This window comes from Mesorhizobium sp. J428, assembly GCF_024699925.1.
In the GTDB taxonomy this organism is placed as follows: Bacteria; Pseudomonadota; Alphaproteobacteria; order Rhizobiales; family Rhizobiaceae; genus Mesorhizobium_A.
The window spans coordinates 379,474-400,749 of sequence record NZ_JAJOMX010000001.1; the positions used below are offsets into that span (position 1 = coordinate 379,474).

A 21,276-nucleotide genomic window follows, 5' to 3' on the forward strand; every position below is an offset into this window, starting at 1 on the left:
ATGAACTGGTCGATCGGCTTCGAACCCCTGCTCTCGTGGACCTGGCTGGCGGCGATCATCGCGCCGCTCGCGCTCCTGGCGCTGGCCGGCGTCGCGCTCGGCCAGCGCGGCGGCCTGGTGCGCGTCGGCGCGCTGGCGGCCCTTGCGCTTGCGCTCGCCAATCCGGTGCTGCTGGACGAGGAGCGCGAGCCGCTGAAGAGCGTGGTGGCGGTGGTGGTCGACCGCAGCCAGAGCCAGGACATCGGCAGCCGCACGGCGGAGACCGACGCGGCTCTTGCCGCCATCCAGGAGCGGCTCGGCCGCTTCAACCAGTTCGAGTTGCGCGTGGTCGAGACCGGCAAGGCGAGTGCGGCCGACGACCGCGCCGAGACGCGCCTGTTCGGCGCGCTGGACGGCGCCTTCCGCGACGTGCCGCCGTCGCGCATCGGCGGCGCGATCATGATCACCGACGGCCAGGTGCATGATGTTCCGGCCTCGATGCCGGGCTTCTCCGCCCCCCTGCACGCCCTGATCACCGGCGAGGAGGACGAGCGCGACCGGCGCATCCGCTTCGAGAACGCGCCGCGCTTCGGCCTCGTCGGCAAGCCGCTGGCGATGACCTACCGTGTCACCGGCACGGCGGGCGAGACCGGCACGGTCGAGGTGAGCATCCGCGTCAACGGTGACCTCGTCGCCACCGACCAGGCGGCGATCGGCACCGAGATGCCGCTCGACGTCACCATCCCCAATGCCGGTCGCAACATCATCGAACTGGCGATCCCCCGCGCCGAGGGCGAGATCACCGACACCAACAACCGCGCCATCGCCATGGTCGACGGCATCCGCGAGAACCTGCGCGTGCTGCTTGTATCGGGCGAGCCGCATGCGGGCGAGCGCACCTGGCGCAACCTTCTGAAATCGGACGCGTCGGTCGACCTCGTCCACTTCACCATCCTGCGTCCGCCGGAGAAGCAGGACGGCACGCCGATCAACGAGCTCTCGCTGATCGCCTTCCCGACGCGCGAGCTGTTCGTCGAGAAGATCAACGATTTCGACCTGATCATCTTCGACCGCTACCAGCACCGCGACGTGCTGCCGATCCTCTACTACGACTACATCGCCGAATATGTCGAACAGGGCGGCGCGCTGCTGATCGCCGCAGGCCCCGAATATGCCGGCGAGCAGTCGATCGCCCGCACACCGCTGATGGCAGCGCTCCCCGCCCTGCCGACCGGAGACGTGCTGGAGAAGGCGTTCTACCCCCGCCTGACCGATACCGGCCGCAAGCACCCGGTGACGCGCGGGCTGGAAGGCTCGGCCCAGGAGCCGCCGCGCTGGAGCCGCTGGTTCCGCCAGATCGGCATCGGCGAGGTCGAGGGCGAGACGGTGATGAAGGGCGCCGACGACATGCCGCTGCTCTTGCTCGACCGCAAGGGCGAGGGCCGCGTCGGCATGCTTCTGTCCGACCAGGGCTGGCTGTGGGCGCGCGGCTTCGAGGGCGGCGGTCCGCATGTCGCGCTCTATCGCCGCTTGGCGCACTGGCTTATGAAGGAACCCGAGCTGGAGGAGGAGCGCCTGACCGCCGAGGGCCAGGGCATGACGCTGAACGTGCGGCGCCAGACCATGGCCGACGAGGCCGGCCAGGCGCAGATCATCACGCCGTCGGGCGCGACGCGCACCCTGCCGCTCACGCAGACCGAGCCCGGCATCTTCGCCGGCGCGATGGAGACCGACGAGATCGGCCTCTATCAGGTGGCCAACGGCGACCTGACGGCGCTTGCCCATGTCGGGCCGGTCAACGCGCCCGAATTCGCCGACACGGTCTCGACCGGAGAAATCCTGCGGCCGCTGGCGGAAGCCACCGGCGGCAGCGTGCGCCGCGTCGCCGCCGACGGCCGCATCGAGCTGCCCGGCATCGTGCCGGTGCGCGGCACCACCAACGCCTCCGGCCGCGACTGGCTGGGCCTCAAGACCACGAACGAGAGCGTGCTGAAATCGGTCAATCGCGTGCCCCTCTTCGCCGGCTTCTTCGGCCTTTGCCTGCTGCTGCTCGCACTCGGCGGGATGTGGTGGCGTGAGGGGCGGTAGACCGGTCCGCCTTCGGCGGATCGATCATGCCGGTGGCATGATCGAAGGTCTATCGCGGGCGGGAGCTGCGCAGCAGCGGGACCCGCCCCGGGGAGGCAAAGGCCGCCTATCAAATAGGCTCAGGCCGCCTTCACCTCCTCCAGTTCGATATGCAGCTTGAAGCCCGCTGCGGCGGCTATGTTGACGAGCGCATCCAGCGAAAACTTCTCCAGCTTGCCGCGCATCAGGTCGTTGAGACGCGGCCGTGTCAACCCGAGACGGGCGGCCGCCTCTTCCTGCGTGAGACCCCATGTCCTGACCCGCTCACGGATAGCGAGCAGCAGATCGGCGCGGGCGGTCATGTTAGCCGCCTCGGCCGGCGTATCCGCCAGGGCGTCGAAGACACTCTCGAATATCTCCTGGTTCATTGCGTGGCCTTCCATTCTCTGAGCCGTTTGGCGGCGAGTTCAACGTCGCGCTGCGCCGTCTGCTGCGTCTTCTTCTGAAACGCATGCAGCACGAGAACCAAATCCGGCAGGGTCGCCAGATAGATGATCCGGAACGCTCCCGACGCGTCCCTGATCCTGATTTCCCTCACGCCCGGACCGACCGTCTTTATCGGTTTCCAATCGTCAGGTTCCAGCCCGTTCTGTACGGCGCGAAGCTCGACGCCAGCCCGGTGTCGAGGGCTGTCGGGAAAGTCGCGGATCACATCCCGGCTGTCCCCCAGGAACGAGATGGGCTTCATAGGTTGAATGTATCAAAACGGATACATAACTACAAGGCTTACAATTGGATTGACTACCTGCGACGTCTGCTCAGCTTGTAGAGCACGTGGCCTGTCAACGACACGGCCACCCCGAGCCACATCAGCAGTATCAGGTAAAAGAATACCGTCGCGCCTATACATTCGCTCTCATTTATGGAGCATGCTAGCTGGACCCCGCGATTGGCGAAGAACAACATTGCAGTAGCCATGATCGCGGAGGCGATAAGGGTGAGCTTCCCCCAGACAGCGTAGATCAGAACCGCGATGAGAGGTGCAATCACCTGCAGGGAGGGATCGACGAGGTAGCTGGTCACGCCACCACCTTCACCGCCCGGTCCTCGTGCACCACGTCGCCCGTCAGCTTCGCGAGCGAGCCTTCGACCAGTTCGCGCGCGAGCAGCCGCTCCGGATCGACCGGGCGCGGCATCGAGATCTGGCCGTAGGGGATCTTCTTGAAACCGAGCGGGCCGTAATACGGCTCGTCGCCGACCAGCACGACGACGCCCCAGCCCTGTTCCTTCGCCTTGGTCACGACGATGTCGAGCAGCTTGCGGCCGATGCCGAGGTTCTTCCAGTCGGGAATGACGGCGAGCGGACCGAGCAGCAGCGCCCTGCCCTCGCCGGCCGCAATGCGCGTCATGCGCACCGAGCCGATCACCTTGCCCCAGTGCACGGCGACATAGGACAGGTCGCGCTCGTGCGGGCCGCCCTCGCGGATCTTGTAGGCGGCGCGGGTGAAGCGGCCCGGGCCGAAGGCTTCGGCGTTGATCTGTTCGATCGCGCGGTCGTGGGCCGGATTTTCCGGCAGGTAGGCGATGTCGTTGACGCTCATGGAGAGGGTTCCGTTTCGGCAGACGAGAGAGCCGCAGGGCGGCGTGCGCTATCCGCGCCCGGCAGGGCGCAGTTCAGCCAATTCGTCGTCGCGGAAAACGGATGCTGGTCACGATTGATCCTCTGATCGCCCCGCTAGCACCCTTTTTCGGCGCCGTCCATGCCCCCGCCACAACAAGTTACGCTCCGTTCACCGCGAAGCCGGTGCGCCGCGGCGCCTCTTGCCCTACATCTCGGTGAACAGGAAGGATTGCACCATGGGACTTCTGGTCGACGGCATCTGGCAGGACAAGTGGTACGACACCGGCAAGTCGGGCCGGTTCGAGCGCGCGCAGTCGCAGTTTCGCGATTTCGTGACGGCGGATGGATCGCCGGCGCCGGGCCGCACCCGCGCGTTCAAGGCCGAGCCTGGCCGCTATCATCTCTATGTCTCGCTCGCCTGCCCCTGGGCGCACCGCACGCTGATCTTCCGCAAGTTGAAGAAGCTCGAGGACGTGATCTCGGTCTCGGTGGTGCATCACTTCATGGGCGAGCACGGCTGGACCTTCCTCGCCGAGGACGGCGCGACAGGCGACACGCTCTACGGCCTCGACTATCTGCACCAGATCTACACGAAGGCGGACCCGACCTATTCCGGCCGCGTCACCGTGCCGGTGCTCTGGGACAAGCAGGAACAGACGATCGTCTCCAACGAATCGTCCGAGATCATCCGCATGCTCAACTCCGCCTTCGACGAATGGGGCGACGCGTCGGTCGATCTCTGTCCGCAGGCGCTGCGCGGCGAGATCGATGCGCTGAACGCGTGGATCTATCCGTCGATCAACAACGGCGTCTACCGCTGCGGCTTCGCGACCAAGCAGGCCGCCTACGAGGAGGCCTTCGCGGAACTGTTCGCAGCCCTCGACCGCGCCGAGGACATCCTTTCAAGGCAGCGCTATCTGGCCGGCGAGCGGATCACAGAGGCAGACTGGCGGCTGTTCACGACGCTGGTGCGGTTCGACCCGGTCTATGTCGGCCACTTCAAGTGCAACCTGCGTCGGATCGCCGACTATCCCAACCTGTCGAACTACCTGCGCGACCTCTACCAGGTGCCGGGCGTCGCCGAGACGGTGAACCTGCACCACATCAAGCACCATTATTACGGCAGCCACAAAACCATCAACCCGACCGGCATCGTCCCCGTGGGGCCGGAGATCGACTTTTCGGCACCGCATGATCGGGATCGGTTCGGAAAGGTGTAAACGGCTCGCAGGCGCAAGGCCCCCTCATCCGGCCGCTTCGCGGCCACCTTCTCCCCGAGGGGAGAAGAGGTCGCAGACGCTCGCGATACCCCTCTCCCCTCGGGGAGAGGTCCGCCGAGCGAAGCGGAGGCGGGGTGAGGGGGGCTGAGGCCTTCCGGTATGATCACCAGTACGGCGATGGAGCCACCCCGCCGATCGCCTCATCGATCCGCCGCCGCGTACCGCCGGTCGTCATGTCCGGCAGTGCATCGACCGGGAAAAATCCCGCCGCCTTGATCTCCCGGTCAGGCGCCTTGGGTGCGGTCTGGCGGAAGTCCGTCACCAGGTAGACGCCGACATGGTCGCGCCGGCTGGCATGGCGATTGTGGTGGAGGCTGACCAGTGCCGGCGGGCCGGTGAGCTCGATGTTGCCTTCCTCGAAAAGCTCCCGCTCCAGCGCCTGCAGCATTGTCTCGCCTGTCTCGACGCCGCCGCCCGGCAGTTGCCAACCGGGCACGTAGGTGTGCTCGATCAGGAAGACGGCGTTCGCGTCGCGGTCGTAGACGATGCCGCGCGCGCCGAGCGTCATCGGGCGGCGGAACAGAAAGTAGAGGTGGAACAGCCGACCGCGCAGGCCGGGCCACCCCGTCTGGCGGAACGTATCGGACGGCGCGCTCATTGTGCGTTCCGGAAGCGGTGGCACGGGCATCCCCCATCCGCTACAGAGGTTGAATGTTCCGGCTCGCGCATATCTCGGATGTCCATCTTGGGCCCCTGCCCCCTGTAACCTATCGCCAGCTCGCCTCAAAGCGCATCACTGGCTACATCAACTGGCAGCGCACGCGCAGCAAGAGCTTCCACGACGGTGCGCTGGGCGCGATCGTCGCAGACATGAAGGAGGCGGCGCCCGACCACATCGCCGTCACCGGCGACCTGATGAACTTGGCGCTCGCCGAGGAGATCGCGGTCTCGCGCAAATGGCTGGAGATGCTGGGCCAGCCGGAGGACGTCTCGGTCGTGCCCGGCAACCACGATGCCTATGTGCCGGGCGCGCTGCGCAAGGCCTGCGAGGCATGGCGGCCCTGGACCGAAGGAGAGCACGGCTGGGCGAAGGCGAACGTCAACGGCTTTCCCTATGTCCGCGTCCGCGGCCGGGTGGCGATCATCGGCGTCTCCTCGGCGCGCGCCACCGCCCCTTTCCTCGCCACGGGCTCCTTCACCGACGAGCAAGGCCGGCGCCTCGGGCGCATCCTGCGCCGGGCCGGCGAGGAAGGCCTGTGCCGCGTCGTGCTGATCCACCATCCGCCGGTGCGCGGCGCCGACCCCGCCCATAAGCGGCTCTACGGGATCGGAACGTTCCAGAAGGTCGTGCGCCGCCACGGCGCGGAGATCGTGCTGCACGGCCACACGCATCTGCCGACGGTCAACTGGATTCCCGGCAAGGGCAAGAGCCAGGTTCCCGTGGTCGGCGTCGCCGCGGCAGGCGAAAGTCTCGGCCACGAGAAGCCGCTGGCGCAGCATAACCTGATCGAGATGGAGGCCGACGAAGGCGCCGAATGGCACATCCGGCTCACCCGCCGCGGCCTGGTGGCGCCGACGGGCCATATCGAGCAACTGTCGCAGGAAGAGCTGATCGAACCGGCGAAGCGCGCCGAAGCTAAGGCATGATGGCAGGCGGCAGCTTGTCCCACAGCCAGGCGAGCACCGCAGTCACCCCGGCCACCGCACCGATGATGATGAAGGTGAGCGCCCAGAGGAACCACGCCCATCTGTCGCCGGTCGAGGACGGCGCCGCCTGCGTCTCGACCGTCAGGGCGGCCGGATGGATATCGCCGTCCATCATCCGTTCGCGCTCGATCATCCGCTCGGCGATATAGCGCGTCACCTTGTCGGCCACGTCCTTCATCTCGGCAGTCTCGGCAAGCACGATGCGGCCGAGCCGCGTGTCGCGCACGAAGCGGTAGATGCGGCGGTCGCGGCCCATCGCAACATGCGCGGTGGCGTCGATCCACAGGCGCGGCTGCAGGCCGGACGAGATGGTGAAGTCGAACTGTTCGCTGTCCTTCGGCGTCTCCTCGAACACCGGCGCCAGGTCCTGCGCCAGGAGTTCCAGCCGCATCCGGCTCGCCTCGCGCAACTCGACCACGACGTCGTCGCGGTCGGCGAGCGCGTTCTTCATCTCGCGGATCGATTCGGCCAGCCGGCCCAGCGACTCGGGATGTTTCGGACTCTGGCCGGACTCACTCATCGGCGAACGCTCCACACAGGCGTGTTAACCGATCATTAACACAAAACGGTGCGGCAGGGCTACGTCGCCCGCCGCATCGTCGAGCGGATGGCGTGGATCACGCTCTTTCGCGCTTCCTCGGGCAGCATGTGGCCGATGCCCGGCAGGACGACGAGCTGGAAGCCCTCTGGCAGGTTCTCGGACTGCGAGAACGGCAGCACCGGATCATCCGTGCCCCACACGACCGTCACAGGCATGGCCAGCGTCGCCAGGCTGTCGCGCGGGATCTCGCCCTGCTTGCCATCCTTGGCGATCTTGCCGACGATCTCGACAAGCTTCGCCTCCTGGCCGGGCAGCGAGCGGGTCGCGGCGAGTGCGGCGATATTCTTGGTCGGCATGTCGAAGCCGGGCGCGCCGAGCGCATTGACCGCGGCGCGCAGGCCGTCGGTGGAGCCCGGCGATGCGAGGTTCTTCAGCCGCGGCTCGCTGATGTCCGGGCCGAAGCCGCCGGGCGCGAGCAGGGTCAGCGAGGCGACGCGGTCGGGCGCGCGCAGCGCCATCAGCGTGGCGACGGCGCCGCCCATCGAAAAGCCGGCGACATGGACGCGCGAAATCCCGCGCCGGTCGAGGTCGGCGAGGATCGCCTTCGCCATGCCGGAGGCGGAGCCCGCCGCCGGATGGTCGAGCGAGCGGGCATGGCCGGGAAGGTCGTAGGCGAGCACGCGCGCGTCGCGCGCCAGGTCCGGCTGGATGTCGTACCAGTCCATCCAGTGGCCGCCGAAGCCGTGCAGGAGAACGAGCGCTGTGCGCCCGCTCCCCTTCTCGCGCGCGTGCAGCGTTTCGCTCAAGCCTTGGCTTTCCTGCCTTCGAGGATGCGGTTGGCCGCGGAGACCACCGCTTCCAGCGAGGCGGCGACGATGTTGGTGTTGATACCTGCCCCGAACAGCCTGCCGCCCGGATGCTCCATCTCGACATAGGAGATGGCGGCCGCGTTCGAGCCGCGCTGCATCGAGTGCTCCGAATAGTCGAGCACCGACATGTCGACGCCGACATGGCGCGACAGCGCGTCGACGAAGCCGTCGATCGGGCCGGTGCCCGTGCCGGTGATCGTCACTTCCTTGCCGCGGTCGAGGATCGTCGCCTCGACCTTGCGGCGCTGGCGATTCTCCGGGTCCGAGATCGTCTGGTGGTCGACAAACTTCAGCCGACCCTTCGGCTGGTCGACATAGCGCTCGAGGAACTGCTCGTAGATGCGCTTCGCCGGCACTTCCTTGCCTTCGGCGTCGGTGATCGACTGGATGTGCTGCGAGAACTCGACCTGGAGGTTGCGCGGCAGGTTCAGCCCGTAGTCGGCCTGCAGCACATAGGCGATGCCGCCCTTGCCCGACTGCGAGTTGATGCGGATGATGGCCTCGTAGGTGCGGCCGACGTCCTTGGGGTCGATCGGCAGGTAAGGAACCTCCCACAACTCCTTGTTCGCCTTCTTGATCGCCTTCATGCCCTTGTTGATGGCGTCCTGGTGCGAGCCGGAAAAGGCGGTGTAGACCAGCTCGCCGACATAGGGGTGGCGCTCCGGGATCTTCAACTGGTTCGAATACTCGTAGACGTCCTTCATCCGGTTGATGTCGGTGCAGTCCAGCTCGGGATCGATCCCTTGAGGTACATGTTCAGCGCCAGCGTCACGATGTCGACATTGCCGGTGCGCTCGCCATTGCCGAACAACGTGCCCTCGACGCGGTCGGCGCCCGCCATCAGCGCGAGCTCGGTCGCCGCCACGCCGGTGCCGCGGTCGTTGTGCGGGTGCAGCGACACCAGGATCGAATCGCGCCTGTCGAGATTGCGGCACATCCACTCGATCATGTCGGCATAGATGTTGGGCGTCGACATCTCGACGGTCGCCGGCAGGTTGAGGATCAGCCTGTTGTCGGGCGTCGGATTGACGATCTCGGTGACGGCGTTGCAGATCTCCAGCGCCACGTCGAGCTCGGTGCCCGTGAAGCTCTCCGGCGAATATTCGAAGCGGAAGCCGCCGCCCGCCTTCGCCGCCATGTCGGTGATCATCTTCGCCGCATCGGTCGCGATCTGCTTGATGCCGCGCACGTCCTTCTCGAACACGACGCGGCGCTGCAATTCGCTGGTCGAGTTGTAGAAATGCACGATCGGATGGCGGGCGCCCTGCAACGATTCGAAGGTGCGCGTGATGAGTTCAGGCCGGCACTGCACCAGGACCTGCAGCGATACGTCGTCCGGAACGCCTGCCTCCTCGATCGCCCAGCGGGCAAAATCGAAGTCAGTCTGCGAGGCCGACGGAAAGCCGATCTCGATCTCCTTGAAGCCCATGTCGAGCAAGAGCTTGAACATGCGGGCCTTGCGGTCGTGGCCCATCGGGTCGATCAGCGCCTGGTTGCCGTCGCGGAGATCCACCGAGCACCAGATCGGCGCGGTCTCGATCCGCTTCGACGGCCAGGTGCGGTCGGGAATGTCGATGAAGGGATAAGGCTGGTATTTGCGCGGGGCGTCCGGCATGCCGCGCTTCTGGGATATCGGGCTGTGCTTGTTCATCTGTCGTTCCTCCGGAGCCGCCGGCGCCTTCAGGCGTGTACGGACGGCGTCCTAGCATGCATTGATCGGGATTGGGACTGGCGAGGAGCACGAGCCACGGCGGCTATCGACCGCCGGGTGCCCCTCTTCAGCGAGCCCGGCGATCGCCGATAAGGCCGAGAAGAAGCAGGGTCGAGGAGAACGCGCGCGCCGTCTCGCCCGCGAAGGCGGCGAAACGGGAGACGGTGATGGTCTGGCGCGAAGACATGGGCGGCTCAATATCCGAAGGCGCGCCGCCGCGCAAGCCGTCAGGCCGGCTTTGCGGCATTTGCCTGTTCGATGAGCCGCGCGCTGCGGCCGACGAGCTGGCTGGAATAGATCACCGCCGCGCAGCCGATCGGGAAGATCACCTCGTTGATGATACTCGACGCGATCTGCACCGCGCCCGGCGACAGGCCCTTCGAGACCGCCACCTGATAGGTGAAGAAGGCGATCGCGCCCCCGAATACCACGCCCACCAGCCCGCCCGAGCCGAAATAGCGCGTGGCGCGGATCTCGCTCTTCTGGACGAGGCGCGCGAGCAGCCAGCCGAGCACGCCGTATTCTATGGCCCGCAGTATTGAGATGGCGCTGAGCGACAGCACCGCCTCCTGCTCGGCCGCTGAAACAAGACCCGCCATCACCTTCTGGCTCGACTTGGCGGCCGCCACCGCGAGCGGCGCGACCAGAAGCGACACCAGGCCCGCAACCAGCGGCTTCGCCCTCGATACGGCCGTGACGATGCCGACCCCGACGCAGATCAGCAGCGACCAGGAGATGCCGTGCGTGAAATCGGCGATGATCGTCGAGGTCGCCGGCATGATCCCGCCCGCGAGCTTCGAGAGAAGGATCAGGCCCTGGATGGCGAAGCCGAGCGCGATGGAAAGCAACGCGATCAGCGCGATGCGCCTGACCAGCGCGCCGGCCTGCTCCGCATCGGCGGGCTCACCGTCCGCGATCTCGATCCGACCGTCCATCATCTCATACGGGCTCCTACATGTGACGCAACGTAATGGCCGAGCCGGGCGAGGCTTGCAAGCCCTCGGAGATTCAGTCCGGCTCGCGGACCCGCTCCGCGAGCCAGCGCACGACCGGCGGACCGGCGAGCAGCACGATCAGGAAGCGCATCATCTGCATCGCCATGACGAAGGCGATGTCGACCGATCCCGACGCAGCCGCGATGATGGCGACGGAATCCATGCCGCCCGGGCTGGTCGCCAGATAGGCGGTGAGCGGATCGATCCCGAGGGAGTGGACGAGCAGCCACGCGACCGCGCCGCAGAAGCCGATGAGCAGGAGGACGGCCAGCATGACCTGCGGCAGCGAGCGGCCGGCATGCGCAAGTACCTTGCGGTCGAAGCGCAGCCCGATCGACCAGCCGACCAGAACGTAGCTTATGGCGAGCAGCCAGTGCGGCAGCTGCAGCGGCAGGCCGAAGCCGGCATGGACGACGATGCCGAGCAACATAGGCCCGAGGAAGATCGCCGCCGGCAGGCGCGCCAAGCGGCCACCGACTGCGCCGGCCAGTGCGACGGACAGCGTCGTCAGGAATGCGCCCCATTCCAGCGGCGGAAACCAGGCGACCGGCGGCCTCTCAATCACCGACGTGTCGACGAAAAGGCGCGCGATCAACGCCGCGGCGACCGAGACCATGATGACACGGACATATTGCATGAAGGCCACCAGTCGCGCATCGGCGCCGAAGGCGTCGGCCATCAGCACCATCGCGGAGGCCGCGCCCGGCGCCGAGCCCCAGATCGCGGTCGTTCCGGGCAGGATGCCGAACCGGGCGATCAGGCCGCCGAGCCCGCCGCTGGCGACCAGCGTGGCGAACGTCGCCCCGAGAAGTATCGGCCAGTCCGCCAGCAGGGCGGAGAACAGGGCCGGCTCGAGCGAGGCCGCGATGAGGCAGCCGATGATCGCCTGCGCGCCCAAAAGGGCGACCGGCGGCAGCCTGAGCCGCGCGCCGAGGACGCCGACCACGATGCCCGCGATCATCGGCCCGATGAGAAGCCCCGCCGGCAGGTTGGCCCACTCGAACAGGGCAGAAAGGATGACCGAAAGGGTGACGAGCAGGGTCCACCAGCCCAGCTTCGCAAGACGAGATGTCGGATCTGGCTGCTCTTGTCCCATCAACCCCTTCTAGAGCCTGCGGGCCGCCGGGCGAACAGACAATCTCGCCGGGCAGCCATGCGCGGCGTCAGGCGAAGGGCACCGCCGCCGTGCCGAGCGGCAGCTTCGCCTCGTCGTCCGGCTCGACATGGATGGTGATGCGGACGCTCGGGATCTCGGCCTTCAGCGCCTCCTCGATCCGGTCGCAGATCGCATGCGAATCGCCCACCCGCATGTCGGCGTCGACGATCAGGTGGAACTCGATGAAGGTGGCGCGGCCCGCAATGCGCGTCTTGAGATCGTGCACTTCCAACGCGCCCTTGGAATTGGTCGAGATGATTTCTCGGATGCGGATGTTCTGGTCGAGCGGCACCGCTTCGTCCATCAGGCCGCTGAGCGACGAGGTGATGACCTTCCAGCCCTGAAACAGGATGTTCAGTGCCACGATCAGCGCCAGCAGCGGATCGAGGAACACCCAGCCGGTGGCGATCGCGCCGAGCAGGCCTGCGAGCACGCCGATCGAGGTGACGACGTCGGTCATCACGTGCTTGCCGTCCGCGACCAGCGCCGGCGAGCGCTCCTGCCGGCCCGCACGGATCAGCAGCCACGCCCAGACTGCGTTCACCGCCGCCGCGGCCGCATTGATGCCGAGGCCCATGCCCGGCTCCTCGAGCGCGACAGGCGTCTGCCAGGCCCGGAACACCTCCGCCAGGATCAGCAGCGAGGCGACGACGATCAGCACGCCCTCCAGCACGGCGGAGAAGTATTCCGCCTTGTGGTGGCCGAACTGATGGTCCTGGTCGGCCGGTTTGTGGCTGACATTGATCGCCCAGAAGGCCGCGCCCGCCGCGATGACGTTGACGATCGATTCCAGCGCGTCCGAATAAAGCGCGACCGACCCGGTCAGCCACCAGGCCGCGAACTTCATGCCCATCACGGCGAAGGCAACGATGATCGACCAGAAGGCGAGACGGGCAACGCGCTCTTTTGCAGTTCTCGGTTGATGATCCAACTTTTTCGTCTTATGGTTGTATACTGTGATGAGGCTTGGATTCGGATCGTTTCACGCGGGGGGATATCATGAGGCACGTTCTAGCCATACTGGTTTTGCTCACATTTTGGTCGACGGCTTCACTGGCCCAATCTCCGCTGAACAATTCCGCGACGGTCGACAACAGATTGACCGACGCTTTGACAGATGTCGTGATTAGGAATTCTGAAGCGAGCAGCTTGCGAGAAAAAAACCGACTCGTTCGGGTGCGAAAGGATGCCCAGGAACGATTGAAACGACTTTCGGATTTCGAGAACGATGTCACATCTTATGACATGGCTTATGCGCGTCGAGTAGCAGGTGTCATCGGGGGGATTGCGGAACTAATCAAAGAGAATCCTCCGACAGAGAAAGAAAAGTACCAGGAAATACTAACAAAATATTCGATACGTAGTAATGACGATTTTTTGAGCATAAAAACGGGATATGTTAGCGAAGCGAATATTGTAGAACTCTCCGAAAAATATCCAGACGAATTCAGTATTAACGACGCTCTCGTCAATGAAATTAAAGAGCAAGGAAAAGACGATGGATTGAGTCTTCCTACGCTGACATATGCATGTCGAATCGAAACCGGAAGGGTGTTAGTGCAGCTAGGCGGAAACTCTGCAACAATCGATCCCTCTCAATTCCCCCGCATGCTGATGTATTGCGAAAGCTCCATAAAGAAATTTAGCAGAGAACTTGATAAATTTTCCAGGACCAGCGAAATTATTGTAAGCTACATCTCAAAAATAAAAGAATACATTAACACAGGTATAAGTGCAATTAACACAAGGATAGAGGATCTTGAAGAAGATATTTTGTCAATTTCAAAATTAAAGCGTGAAGACCCTGAATATCTTGAAAGAGATATAAGCAATCAAATGCTAATCGCGATAGCGATTACAATTAGTATATTCGCTGGCATTATGGCGTCTGTTATGTGGGCAATCATTAAATTGGCCACTGCAGAAAACAAAAATCAAGATGAAACGACCAGATTCACTTATCCCATCTTCCTTGAGCTTGTAACAGTATTTGTCCTGACTGTAACGATTCTTATACTCGGTCTGACGAACAAGCTCGAGAACGAAGCCTTGGCCGCCTTGATAGGCGGGATATCTGGGTATGTGCTTGGGCGGATCAAGCAGTCGAGCGAAAAGCAGGCGGTAGCGGCGACACCACCGCCTTCACCGGCTCCGCCTCAGCCGGTGGTCTGACGGGTTGCCCAAATTCCTTTCGGGTATCGTCACGCCGCCTTCACCTTCGCCCGGCGCGGCAGGTGCGCGACGACGTTCTCGATCATCCGCATGCCGGCATTCTGGCCGAGCGTCATGATCGATTCCGGATGGAACTGCACCGCCGCGATCGGCTCGTTGCGGTGTTCGAAGGCCATGATGACGCCGTCCTCCGTCTCCGCCGTCACCAGGAACTCGTCGGGCAGCCGCACCGGATCTGCAAAGATCGAGTGGTAGCGGCCAACGGTGACTTCTTTCGGAAGGCCCGAGAAGACGATGCCCTGCTTGTTGATGCGGATGCGCGACGGCTTGCCGTGCATCGGCACGTGAAGCTGGCGCAGCTCGCCGCCATAGGCCTCGGCCAGTGCTTGCAGGCCGAGGCACACGCCGAAGATCGGCAGCCCCCGCGCCCGCGAGCGCTTGATCGTCGCCTTGCAGTCGAAGTCGGCCGGCGTGCCGGGCCCCGGCGACAGGACGACGAGATCCGGGCTGAAGCGGTCGAACACCTCGTCCGGCACCGGCGTGCGCACGGTGGTCACGTTGGCGCCGGTCTGGCGGAAGTAGTTAGCGAGCGTATGAACGAACGAGTCCTCGTGGTCGACGAGCAGGATGTTGACCCCCTCGCCCACCCGCGCCGGCATGCGCTGCGTGACCGCGGCGTTGCCGGCCTTGGCCTCGCGGATCGCCGCCAGCATCGCCGACGCCTTCAGCTCGGTCTCGGCCTCTTCCTCGGCCGGGTCGGAATCGTAGAGCAGCGTCGCGCCCGCGCGCACCTCGGCGATGCCGTCCTGGATGCGAATAGTTCGCAGCGTCAGACCCGTGTTCAGGTCGCCGTTGAAATGCACCATGCCGATCGCGCCGCCATACCAGGCGCGCTGGCTCTTCTCGTTCTGCTCGATGAAGCGCATCGCCCACAGCTTCGGCGCGCCGGTGACCGTCACGGCCCAGGCGTGCGACAGGAAGGCGTCGAACGCATCCATGCCCTCGCGCAGCCGGCCTTCGATGTGGTCGACGGTGTGGATCAGCCGCGAATACATCTCGATCTGGCGGCGGCCGATCACCTTGACGGAGCCTGGCTCGCAGACGCGGCTCTTGTCGTTGCGGTCGACGTCCGAGCACATGGTGAGCTCGGACTCGTCCTTCTTCGAATTCAACAGCTTGAGGATCTGTTCTGAATCGGAAATTGCATCATCGCCGCGCCGGATCGTGCCGGAGATAGGGCAGGTCTCGACCCGGCGGCCGTTCACGCGCACGAACATCTCCGGCGAGGCGCCGATCAGATATTCGTTGTCGCCGAGATTGATGAAGAAGGAATAGGGCGACGGGTTGATCGCCTTCAGCCGGCGGCAGATCTCCGACGGCGTCGTCTCGCAGCGCTCGTAGAACATCTGGCCGGGCACGACCTCGAACAGGTCGCCGCGCTTGAAGGAGAACTTCGCCTTCTCCACCAGCCTGGCATATTCGCCGGGCTCGTGGTCGCCGCGCGGGGGGATGCGGTCGGAAGTCTTGAACGGCTTCTCCTCGCCGCCGCGTGGCAAGCCCTCGGTCGAATGTCCGGCAACGGCGAAGTCGTAGTGGTCGTGCCAGGCCTGGGCGGTGTAATGGTCGACGACGAGGATCTCGTCCGGCAGGAACAGGACCAGGTCGCGCTGGCCGCGCGAGCGGTCGAGCTTCAGTTCGACGGGATCGAACTGGAAGGCAAGGTCATAGCCGAAAGCGCCGTAGAGGCCGAGATTGGAGTCTTCGCCGGTCTTGTAGAGCGCCACGATGGCGCGCAGCACGGTGAAGACGGACGGGACGCGGCTGCGTTCCTCCTCCGAGAACACCCGGCCGGGCTCGGCGATCTTCAACGCGATCAGCGCATCCGTCGCCTCCACCACCGCCACGTCGGCAAGCGCGCCGATCACCTTGCGGATCGCCGGCAGCATCGCCTCGCCGCGCCTGTTAAGCGCCTCGATCCGCAGGTTGCGGCCGATCGCGGTGATCGACACCGGCGGATCGATGATCGCCGTGTCCCAGCGCGTATAGCGGCCGGGATATTCGTAGTTGGAGGAGAAGACCGCGCCGCGGCGGGAGCTCAGCGCGTCGATATAGGTGTCGATCGCGCCCTCGTAGGGCGTGGGGCTGCGTCGTCGCGTGACCTCAACGCCGCCTTCCGTTGTGAAGCGCTCCGCGCCGTCGACCAAATGTTCCGTGCTCATCCTGCTCTCCGTTCCCCTTTGAGGCGGCCGGGGCGGAAAATGAAAAATGGCCGCCCGGATATTCCGTTGCGGCCACCTGTGATTAGTACACGCGTGACGGGGCCGCTAGAGAGCGGGCCACCACCAGTTCGCGTTGATCGACTTCAAGATCATGGTGGAACGCATAGCCGCGAACGCGGCCATGCGCAACTGGAGAATTGCGGCCCTATGCCAGCGCCGCGCGCGTCCGCAGCACCATGAACAGGAACGTCAGCATCGACAGAAGTGCAGCGAACGCGCCAAGGACGGCGAAGAGCTCGGTCTGGCCCTGAATCGCCAGGATGATGCCGGGAAACATCAGCCACACCGAGAGCGTCGCCAGTCCGAAATGGACCTTGGCCAGCGGGCTTTCCGCCGCCGCCGGAACGAGGTGATAATAGACGCCGAACAGGGCCATGGTCGCCCAGCCGACGAGGTTGAGATGGCCGTGCGCCGGCGCGAGCGTATGGTCGTGCGACGCCGCCATCCAGATGCCGAACAGCATGCCGAGCGTCACGTAGACGACGGCGGATCCGAAGAACCAGAACGCAATTCCCCGCATGTTTCTCTCCATTGGACATTCCCCTTGGGAAGATTACGCGTCTGCCGCCGGATTCGCCATCGGCGCGGCAGACTGTCCGCCGGATTTTTCGCTCAGCCTTCGCCCTCGCGGCCGCGCAGGGCCCGCAGCGCCGCCACGGCCAGCCAGCTGAGGCTGGCCCAGGCAATGCCGAACGCCCAGCCCGCCGCCACGTCGCTCGGCCAGTGCACCCCGAGATAGATGCGGCTGATACCGATCGAGACGGTGAGGAGCAGGGCGACCACGAGGACGTAGACCCGGATCGCGGTCGAATCGACCAGCCGCACGATCAGCGAGGCAAGCGTGAGGTAGACCACCGCGCTCATCGCCGCATGGCCGCTCGGGAAGCTCGCCGTGTGCACGGTTACCAGCTGCTCGACCACGTCGGGACGCGGCCGGTCGTAAAGCACCTTGAGAAGCTGGCTGACCGCCGTGCCCGACACAACCGCGAGCACAGTGAACAGCGCCGGCCCGAACATGCGGGCGACGATGAGATAGCCGACCACGAGCGCGACGATGATGGTCAAGAGCGGATAGCCGCCGAGTGCGGTGAGCTCCGCCATGAATTCGCGGAACCAGGGCGGTCCCAGCGGCGTCGCGAGGTCGTCCGGCTGGCGGAAGGCCATGAGCAGCCCCCGGTCGAGCGCATCGAACTCGGCCTCCGACACCTCGTCGGCGATCTGCAGGAAGGCGTAGGCGCCGACGCCCGCGATCGCGGCGAGGACAAAGGGGGCGGAGGTGATGGGCAGGTCGCGAAGGCCGCGGACGAGGTCGGTGATACGGTTCTTCATGTCTGCCTTTGTCCCGTCAGGATGCGTTTGACATACGCGCCAAAGGCGACGGTGGGCAATGCGGCCGCGCCGTCCGCCGGGGCAAAAAGGCGGCGGCGAAAAAATCTGCTGTAAACTGTCGAATGCGGGAAGCTCCGCGCGACATTCGTCCGGCACGCAAAAGTGGCCGGAAAGGAACATCACCATGCAGCACATGCTTCTCATTCACGTTGACGAAACGAAGATGCCCAAGGTCCCGACCAACGAGACCTATCAGATGGCGGCCGCCTACAATGCCTATACCGAGGCGCTGAAGAAGGCGGGCGTCCTTCTGGCGGGCGAACGGCTGAAGCCCTCCGGGACCGCCGCCGCCGTGCGCGTTCGCGACGATAGGACGGAGGTCCTCGACGGGCCCTTCGCCGACACGAAGGAACAACTCGGCGGCTACTACCTGATCGAGGCGCCGGACATGGATTCGGCGGTGCAGTGGGCCGCCCGCTGCCCCGGCTCCTCCACCGGCACGGTCGAGGTGCGCGAGGTATGGCCAGCCATGGCCCCGGCCAATTGAACGCCGACGGCCCGGCTTCGGCGGCGCGGGCGGCGGCCGAACGCGCCGCCCGCGACAGCTACGGCAGGCTGGTCGCCTATCTCGCGGCGCACACGCGCGACATCGCCGGCGCGGAGGACGCGCTGGCGGATGCGTTCGCCAGTGCGCTCGCCCAGTGGCCGACGAGCGGCGTCCCGCAGAAGCCCGAGGCCTGGCTGCTTGCCGTCGCCCGCCGCAGGCAGGTCGACGCGAGCCGGAGACGGCGCACGGCCGATGCCGCGAGGGAGCATGTCGCCATGATCGAGGACGAGCGCAGCGGCATCGCGGCGGACGAAGGCTTTCCCGACGAGCGGCTGAAGCTGATGTTCGCCTGCGCGGCCCCGGAGATCGAGCCGGCGATGCGCGCGCCGCTGATCCTGCAGACCCTGCTCGGCTTCGACGCCGCCACCATCGGCGCCGCGTTCCTGGTTTCTCCAGCCACGATGGGCCAGCGCCTGGTCCGCGCCAAGTCGCGCATCCGGCAGAAGGCCGTGCCGTTGCGGATTCCGGAGCGATCGGACATGCCCGGACGCCTCGACGCAGTCCTGGCCGCGATCTACGCCGCCTTCGCGGAAGGATGGAGCGACGCGGCGGGCGCGGATGCGCGCCGCACCAATCTCGCCGGCGAGGCGATCTGGCTCGGGCGCGTCCTCTCGGCTCTGTTGCCGTCGGAGCCTGAGGTGCTGGGCCTTCTGGCTCTGATGCTGTTCGCGGAAGGCCGCAGCGCCGCGCGGCGCACGGCCGCCGGGGCTTACGTGCCGCTCGCCGAACAGGACGTCGCCGCGTGGAACGACGAGCTGATCGACGAGGCCGAGGCGCTGCTTCTGCGCGCCAGCCGTTTCGGCGCCTTCGGCCGCTATCAGATCGAGGCTGCGGTCCAGTCGGCGCATTGCGCCCGCAGGCGGACGCGGCATGTAGACTGGCCGGCGATCCGGCTTCTCTACGAGGCGCTGGCCGGGATCTGTCCCTCCCCGGTGGTGGCCGTCAACCTCGCCGTCGCCATTGCCGAGACCGACGGGCCCGGCGCCGGCCTGAGACATCTGGACGCCGTGGCGGACGATGCACGGCTGACGGACTACCAGCCCTACTGGGCCGCGCGCGCCGACCTCCTCGCCCGCTGCGGAGACGTGCACGAGGCCAGGCTCGCCTATGAGCGCGCCACCGGCCTGCAGAGCGATCCGGCTGCAAGGGCGTTTCTGATTGCCCGTCGCGAGCGGCTCGGCGCCAGCCTCAACTGACGCGGGCGCCAGAAGGGTGTATCCGGCCCCTCAGCGCAGCGGCTCGCCCGGCTGGAATGCCTTGCGGATCATCTCCGCCATGCCGAGGATGGCCGCACTCGAACGGCGCGGGTTGCGCTTGAGGATGACCCGCGAGGCGTCGATCGGCGGAAAGCCGTCCGCGGCCGTCAGCTCGCGGCAGTCGGACGGGATCACGCTGCGCGACAGCGAGGCAATCGCGAGCCCCGCAGAGGCCACGCTGACGAGGCCCGCCAGCGTGTCGCTGGTATAGGCGACGCGGTAACGGATGCCGTAGCGCTGCAGCGAGGCGATGGCGAAACGCGAGCACCAGTTCGATTCATCGTTGAACAGAGCCACCGGGACGGGATCCCGGTCTTCCAGACGATAGCCGACCGACGCCGCCCAGACCGTGGGGTCCACGCACAGGACGTCATGTTCCAGCTGCCGGTCGGGCACATAGGCGACCACCAGATCAAGCTGATCCTGGTCAAGCGCGGCAAGCTGTTTGACCGAGGTGGCCGATCGAACCGTGACCTCGACGGCCGGATGCCGCTCGGCGAAGGCTGCGAGCGCGCGCGGCAGGATCGTCTGGCCCCATTCCTCCGGCACGCCGATCCGCACCGGCCCGTCCAGCGGCGTGGTGCGGATGGCGACAGCCGTCTCGTCAAGCAGCCCGACGACGCGCCGCGCATAGGGCAGCAGCTGGTCGCCGCGTGGCGTCAGCGCCACGCCGCGCGGCCCGCGCGCGAACAGGGCTTCCCCCACGCCCTCCTCCAGCCGCCTCACCTGCATGCTGACCGCCGATTGCGTGCGGCCGACGCGCTCGGCGGCGCGGGTGACGTTCCCGGTCTCGGCAACCGCGAGGAAGGTGCGCAGAAGGTCGCTTTCGAGCGGAACGGTCATCGGTCGCCATCAGCAAAAACGATTTCTGGCATTGTCACTATTCGTTTGTCGAATGTCAAACGGAGCGAGATCGTAGGCCAAATCCAAGGACACGCACATGGCCGAGATCTGCCCCGCCCGCGAAGGAACCCTGCTGATGCGCCTCCTCGCTGCCTGGCGCCGCCGGCGCGACGATGCCGTCCGACGCCGCACCGTCGAGCACCTTGTCGCCCGGGGCGACGCGCGCCTGCTGGAGGACACCGGCATGGAGCGCACGGAGGCGGAGGCGCTGATCGAACGGCGGCGGCTGCACCGCGTGGCGGAACTGACCGGCCTGCGCGGCCGCGGTTCTTGAACGCAGCGCCTCAGGCGCGGCCGAGCCCCATGCGGCCGAGAAGCCGGTCCCTGAGCGCGAACTGGTGGTAGAAGGCGGCGGCGACGTGCAGCGCCACCAGGCCGATGAGCAGCCAGGCGAAAAGGCCGTGCGGCCCGCGCGGCGCGAAATTCTCGAAGTCGGGCAGCGCCCCCTCTCCCGCGCCGAAGAGCACACTCCCGGCGCCAGACAGCACGATCGTTCCGATGCCGCTGCCGCCGAGAAGCAGGATGATCAGGTAGAAGGCATAGTGCACGCCATGCGCCGCAAGCGCCTGCCAGCGCGGCGTCGCTGCCGTGTCGGCCGGCCGCGTGTCGGCGAGCACCCACCACAGGATACGCAGCACCGTCAGCGCCAGCACGGCCACTCCCGTCACCACGTGGAAACGCAGGATGTTCACCGCTCCCGCCTCGCCTGATGCGCTCTCGGCCGCGAGGCCCGAGCCGACCATTGCGAGGATCGCGACGGCCGTGACCCAGTGCATCGTCCGGGCGACGGAACCATAGCGGATTGCATCGCTCTTCAACGCCATGACATCCTCCTTGATCGATGGGTGCAATGGGATTTATATA

The 21,276-nt window shown here is 65.9% G+C and carries 22 protein-coding genes and 1 pseudogene; 7 read left to right on the plus strand and 16 right to left on the minus strand.

What is annotated here, in order from left to right; translation table 11 throughout:
* The gene (locus LRS09_RS01915; protein WP_257803911.1) at positions 1-2,067 is read left to right on the plus strand and encodes a hypothetical protein; all 2,067 of its coding nucleotides are present in this window, start codon (positions 1-3) and stop codon (positions 2,065-2,067) included.
* Positions 2,068-2,186: 119 nt separating this feature from the next.
* On the opposite strand, the gene LRS09_RS01920 is transcribed toward LRS09_RS01915, so the two are convergent.
* The 4 genes from LRS09_RS01920 to LRS09_RS01935 are packed head-to-tail and all read right to left on the minus strand — an operon-like array spanning position 2,187 to position 3,647.
* Complete coding sequence (locus LRS09_RS01920; protein WP_257803912.1) at positions 2,187-2,474, minus strand: helix-turn-helix domain-containing protein; 288 nt, start codon at positions 2,472-2,474, stop codon at positions 2,187-2,189.
* Complete coding sequence (locus LRS09_RS01925) at positions 2,471-2,794, minus strand: type II toxin-antitoxin system RelE/ParE family toxin (protein WP_257803913.1); 324 nt, start codon at positions 2,792-2,794, stop codon at positions 2,471-2,473. Before LRS09_RS01925 ends, LRS09_RS01920 begins: the two co-directional genes overlap by 4 nt.
* 53 nt (positions 2,795-2,847) lie before the next feature.
* Positions 2,848-3,129, minus strand: a complete 282-nt coding sequence (locus tag LRS09_RS01930) for a hypothetical protein (protein WP_257803914.1) — start codon at positions 3,127-3,129, stop codon at positions 2,848-2,850.
* Entirely contained in the window at positions 3,126-3,647 is a 522-nt protein-coding gene (locus tag LRS09_RS01935; RefSeq protein WP_257803915.1) for a GNAT family N-acetyltransferase, read from the minus strand. Before LRS09_RS01935 ends, LRS09_RS01930 begins: the two co-directional genes overlap by 4 nt.
* A gap of 256 nt (positions 3,648-3,903) precedes the next feature.
* Here LRS09_RS01935 and LRS09_RS01940 point away from each other — a divergent pair, with 256 nt between their 5' ends.
* Positions 3,904-4,887: a glutathione S-transferase family protein gene (locus tag LRS09_RS01940; protein WP_257803916.1), complete on the plus strand. Its 984-nt coding sequence runs from the start codon at positions 3,904-3,906 to the stop codon at positions 4,885-4,887.
* Between the two features lie 163 nt (positions 4,888-5,050).
* On the opposite strand, the gene LRS09_RS01945 is transcribed toward LRS09_RS01940, so the two are convergent.
* Positions 5,051-5,545, minus strand: a complete 495-nt coding sequence (locus tag LRS09_RS01945; protein WP_257803917.1) for an NUDIX domain-containing protein — start codon at positions 5,543-5,545, stop codon at positions 5,051-5,053.
* 53 nt (positions 5,546-5,598) lie between these two features.
* On the opposite strand from LRS09_RS01945, the gene LRS09_RS01950 reads away from it, so the two are divergent.
* Positions 5,599-6,534, plus strand: a complete 936-nt coding sequence (locus tag LRS09_RS01950; RefSeq protein WP_257803922.1) for a metallophosphoesterase — start codon at positions 5,599-5,601, stop codon at positions 6,532-6,534.
* Here LRS09_RS01950 and LRS09_RS01955 read toward each other — a convergent pair.
* From LRS09_RS01955 to LRS09_RS01980, 6 genes and pseudogenes are all read right to left on the minus strand, one after another.
* The gene (locus LRS09_RS01955; protein WP_257803924.1) at positions 6,524-7,114 is read right to left on the minus strand and encodes a hypothetical protein; all 591 of its coding nucleotides are present in this window, start codon (positions 7,112-7,114) and stop codon (positions 6,524-6,526) included. The genes LRS09_RS01950 and LRS09_RS01955 overlap by 11 nt on opposite strands.
* Before the next feature lie 59 nt (positions 7,115-7,173).
* The gene (locus LRS09_RS01960) at positions 7,174-7,941 is read right to left on the minus strand and encodes an alpha/beta fold hydrolase (protein ID WP_257803925.1); all 768 of its coding nucleotides are present in this window, start codon (positions 7,939-7,941) and stop codon (positions 7,174-7,176) included.
* Positions 7,938-9,619: pseudogene (leuA, locus tag LRS09_RS01965) on the minus strand (2-isopropylmalate synthase). The gene LRS09_RS01960 and the pseudogene leuA overlap by 4 nt, the downstream one beginning before the upstream one ends.
* Before the next feature lie 323 nt (positions 9,620-9,942).
* A complete protein-coding gene (locus LRS09_RS01970; protein ID WP_257803926.1) occupies positions 9,943-10,653 on the minus strand; it encodes a hypothetical protein in 711 nt (236 codons plus the stop codon).
* A gap of 70 nt (positions 10,654-10,723) precedes the next feature.
* The gene (locus LRS09_RS01975; RefSeq protein ID WP_257803927.1) at positions 10,724-11,806 is read right to left on the minus strand and encodes an AbrB family transcriptional regulator; all 1,083 of its coding nucleotides are present in this window, start codon (positions 11,804-11,806) and stop codon (positions 10,724-10,726) included.
* A gap of 67 nt (positions 11,807-11,873) precedes the next feature.
* Positions 11,874-12,797: a cation diffusion facilitator family transporter gene (locus tag LRS09_RS01980; protein ID WP_257803929.1), complete on the minus strand. Its 924-nt coding sequence runs from the start codon at positions 12,795-12,797 to the stop codon at positions 11,874-11,876.
* A 167-nt stretch (positions 12,798-12,964) separates the two neighbouring features.
* On the opposite strand from LRS09_RS01980, the gene LRS09_RS01985 reads away from it, so the two are divergent.
* Complete coding sequence (locus LRS09_RS01985) at positions 12,965-14,038, plus strand: hypothetical protein (protein WP_257803931.1); 1,074 nt, start codon at positions 12,965-12,967, stop codon at positions 14,036-14,038.
* A 29-nt stretch (positions 14,039-14,067) separates the two neighbouring features.
* Here the strand turns inward: LRS09_RS01985 and LRS09_RS01990 are convergent, their stop codons facing one another.
* From LRS09_RS01990 to LRS09_RS02000, 3 genes are all read right to left on the minus strand, one after another.
* Complete coding sequence (locus LRS09_RS01990) at positions 14,068-16,257, minus strand: anthranilate synthase (protein ID WP_257803932.1); 2,190 nt, start codon at positions 16,255-16,257, stop codon at positions 14,068-14,070.
* Between the two features lie 205 nt (positions 16,258-16,462).
* On the minus strand, positions 16,463-16,837 hold the full coding sequence (locus LRS09_RS01995) for a hypothetical protein (RefSeq protein ID WP_257803934.1): 375 nt from the start codon (positions 16,835-16,837) through the stop codon (positions 16,463-16,465).
* A gap of 92 nt (positions 16,838-16,929) precedes the next feature.
* The gene (locus LRS09_RS02000) at positions 16,930-17,646 is read right to left on the minus strand and encodes a phosphatase PAP2 family protein (protein ID WP_257803937.1); all 717 of its coding nucleotides are present in this window, start codon (positions 17,644-17,646) and stop codon (positions 16,930-16,932) included.
* 184 nt (positions 17,647-17,830) lie between these two features.
* On the opposite strand from LRS09_RS02000, the gene LRS09_RS02005 reads away from it, so the two are divergent.
* Together LRS09_RS02005 and LRS09_RS02010 are read left to right on the plus strand one after the other, a co-directional pair.
* Entirely contained in the window at positions 17,831-18,193 is a 363-nt protein-coding gene (locus LRS09_RS02005; protein WP_257803938.1) for a YciI family protein, read from the plus strand.
* Entirely contained in the window at positions 18,166-19,449 is a 1,284-nt protein-coding gene (locus LRS09_RS02010; protein ID WP_257803940.1) for an RNA polymerase sigma factor, read from the plus strand. The genes LRS09_RS02005 and LRS09_RS02010 overlap by 28 nt, the downstream gene beginning before the upstream one ends.
* Before the next feature lie 30 nt (positions 19,450-19,479).
* Here LRS09_RS02010 and LRS09_RS02015 read toward each other — a convergent pair whose 3' ends face one another.
* Positions 19,480-20,352: a LysR substrate-binding domain-containing protein gene (locus tag LRS09_RS02015; RefSeq protein ID WP_257803941.1), complete on the minus strand. Its 873-nt coding sequence runs from the start codon at positions 20,350-20,352 to the stop codon at positions 19,480-19,482.
* Positions 20,353-20,449: 97 nt separating this feature from the next.
* On the opposite strand from LRS09_RS02015, the gene LRS09_RS02020 reads away from it, so the two are divergent.
* Complete coding sequence (locus LRS09_RS02020; RefSeq protein ID WP_257803943.1) at positions 20,450-20,686, plus strand: hypothetical protein; 237 nt, start codon at positions 20,450-20,452, stop codon at positions 20,684-20,686.
* A 10-nt stretch (positions 20,687-20,696) separates the two neighbouring features.
* Here LRS09_RS02020 and LRS09_RS02025 read toward each other — a convergent pair whose 3' ends face one another.
* Positions 20,697-21,236, minus strand: coding sequence for a cytochrome b (locus tag LRS09_RS02025; RefSeq protein ID WP_257803944.1), 540 nt, complete (start codon positions 21,234-21,236; stop codon positions 20,697-20,699).
* Between the last annotated feature and the right edge of the window lie 40 nt (positions 21,237-21,276).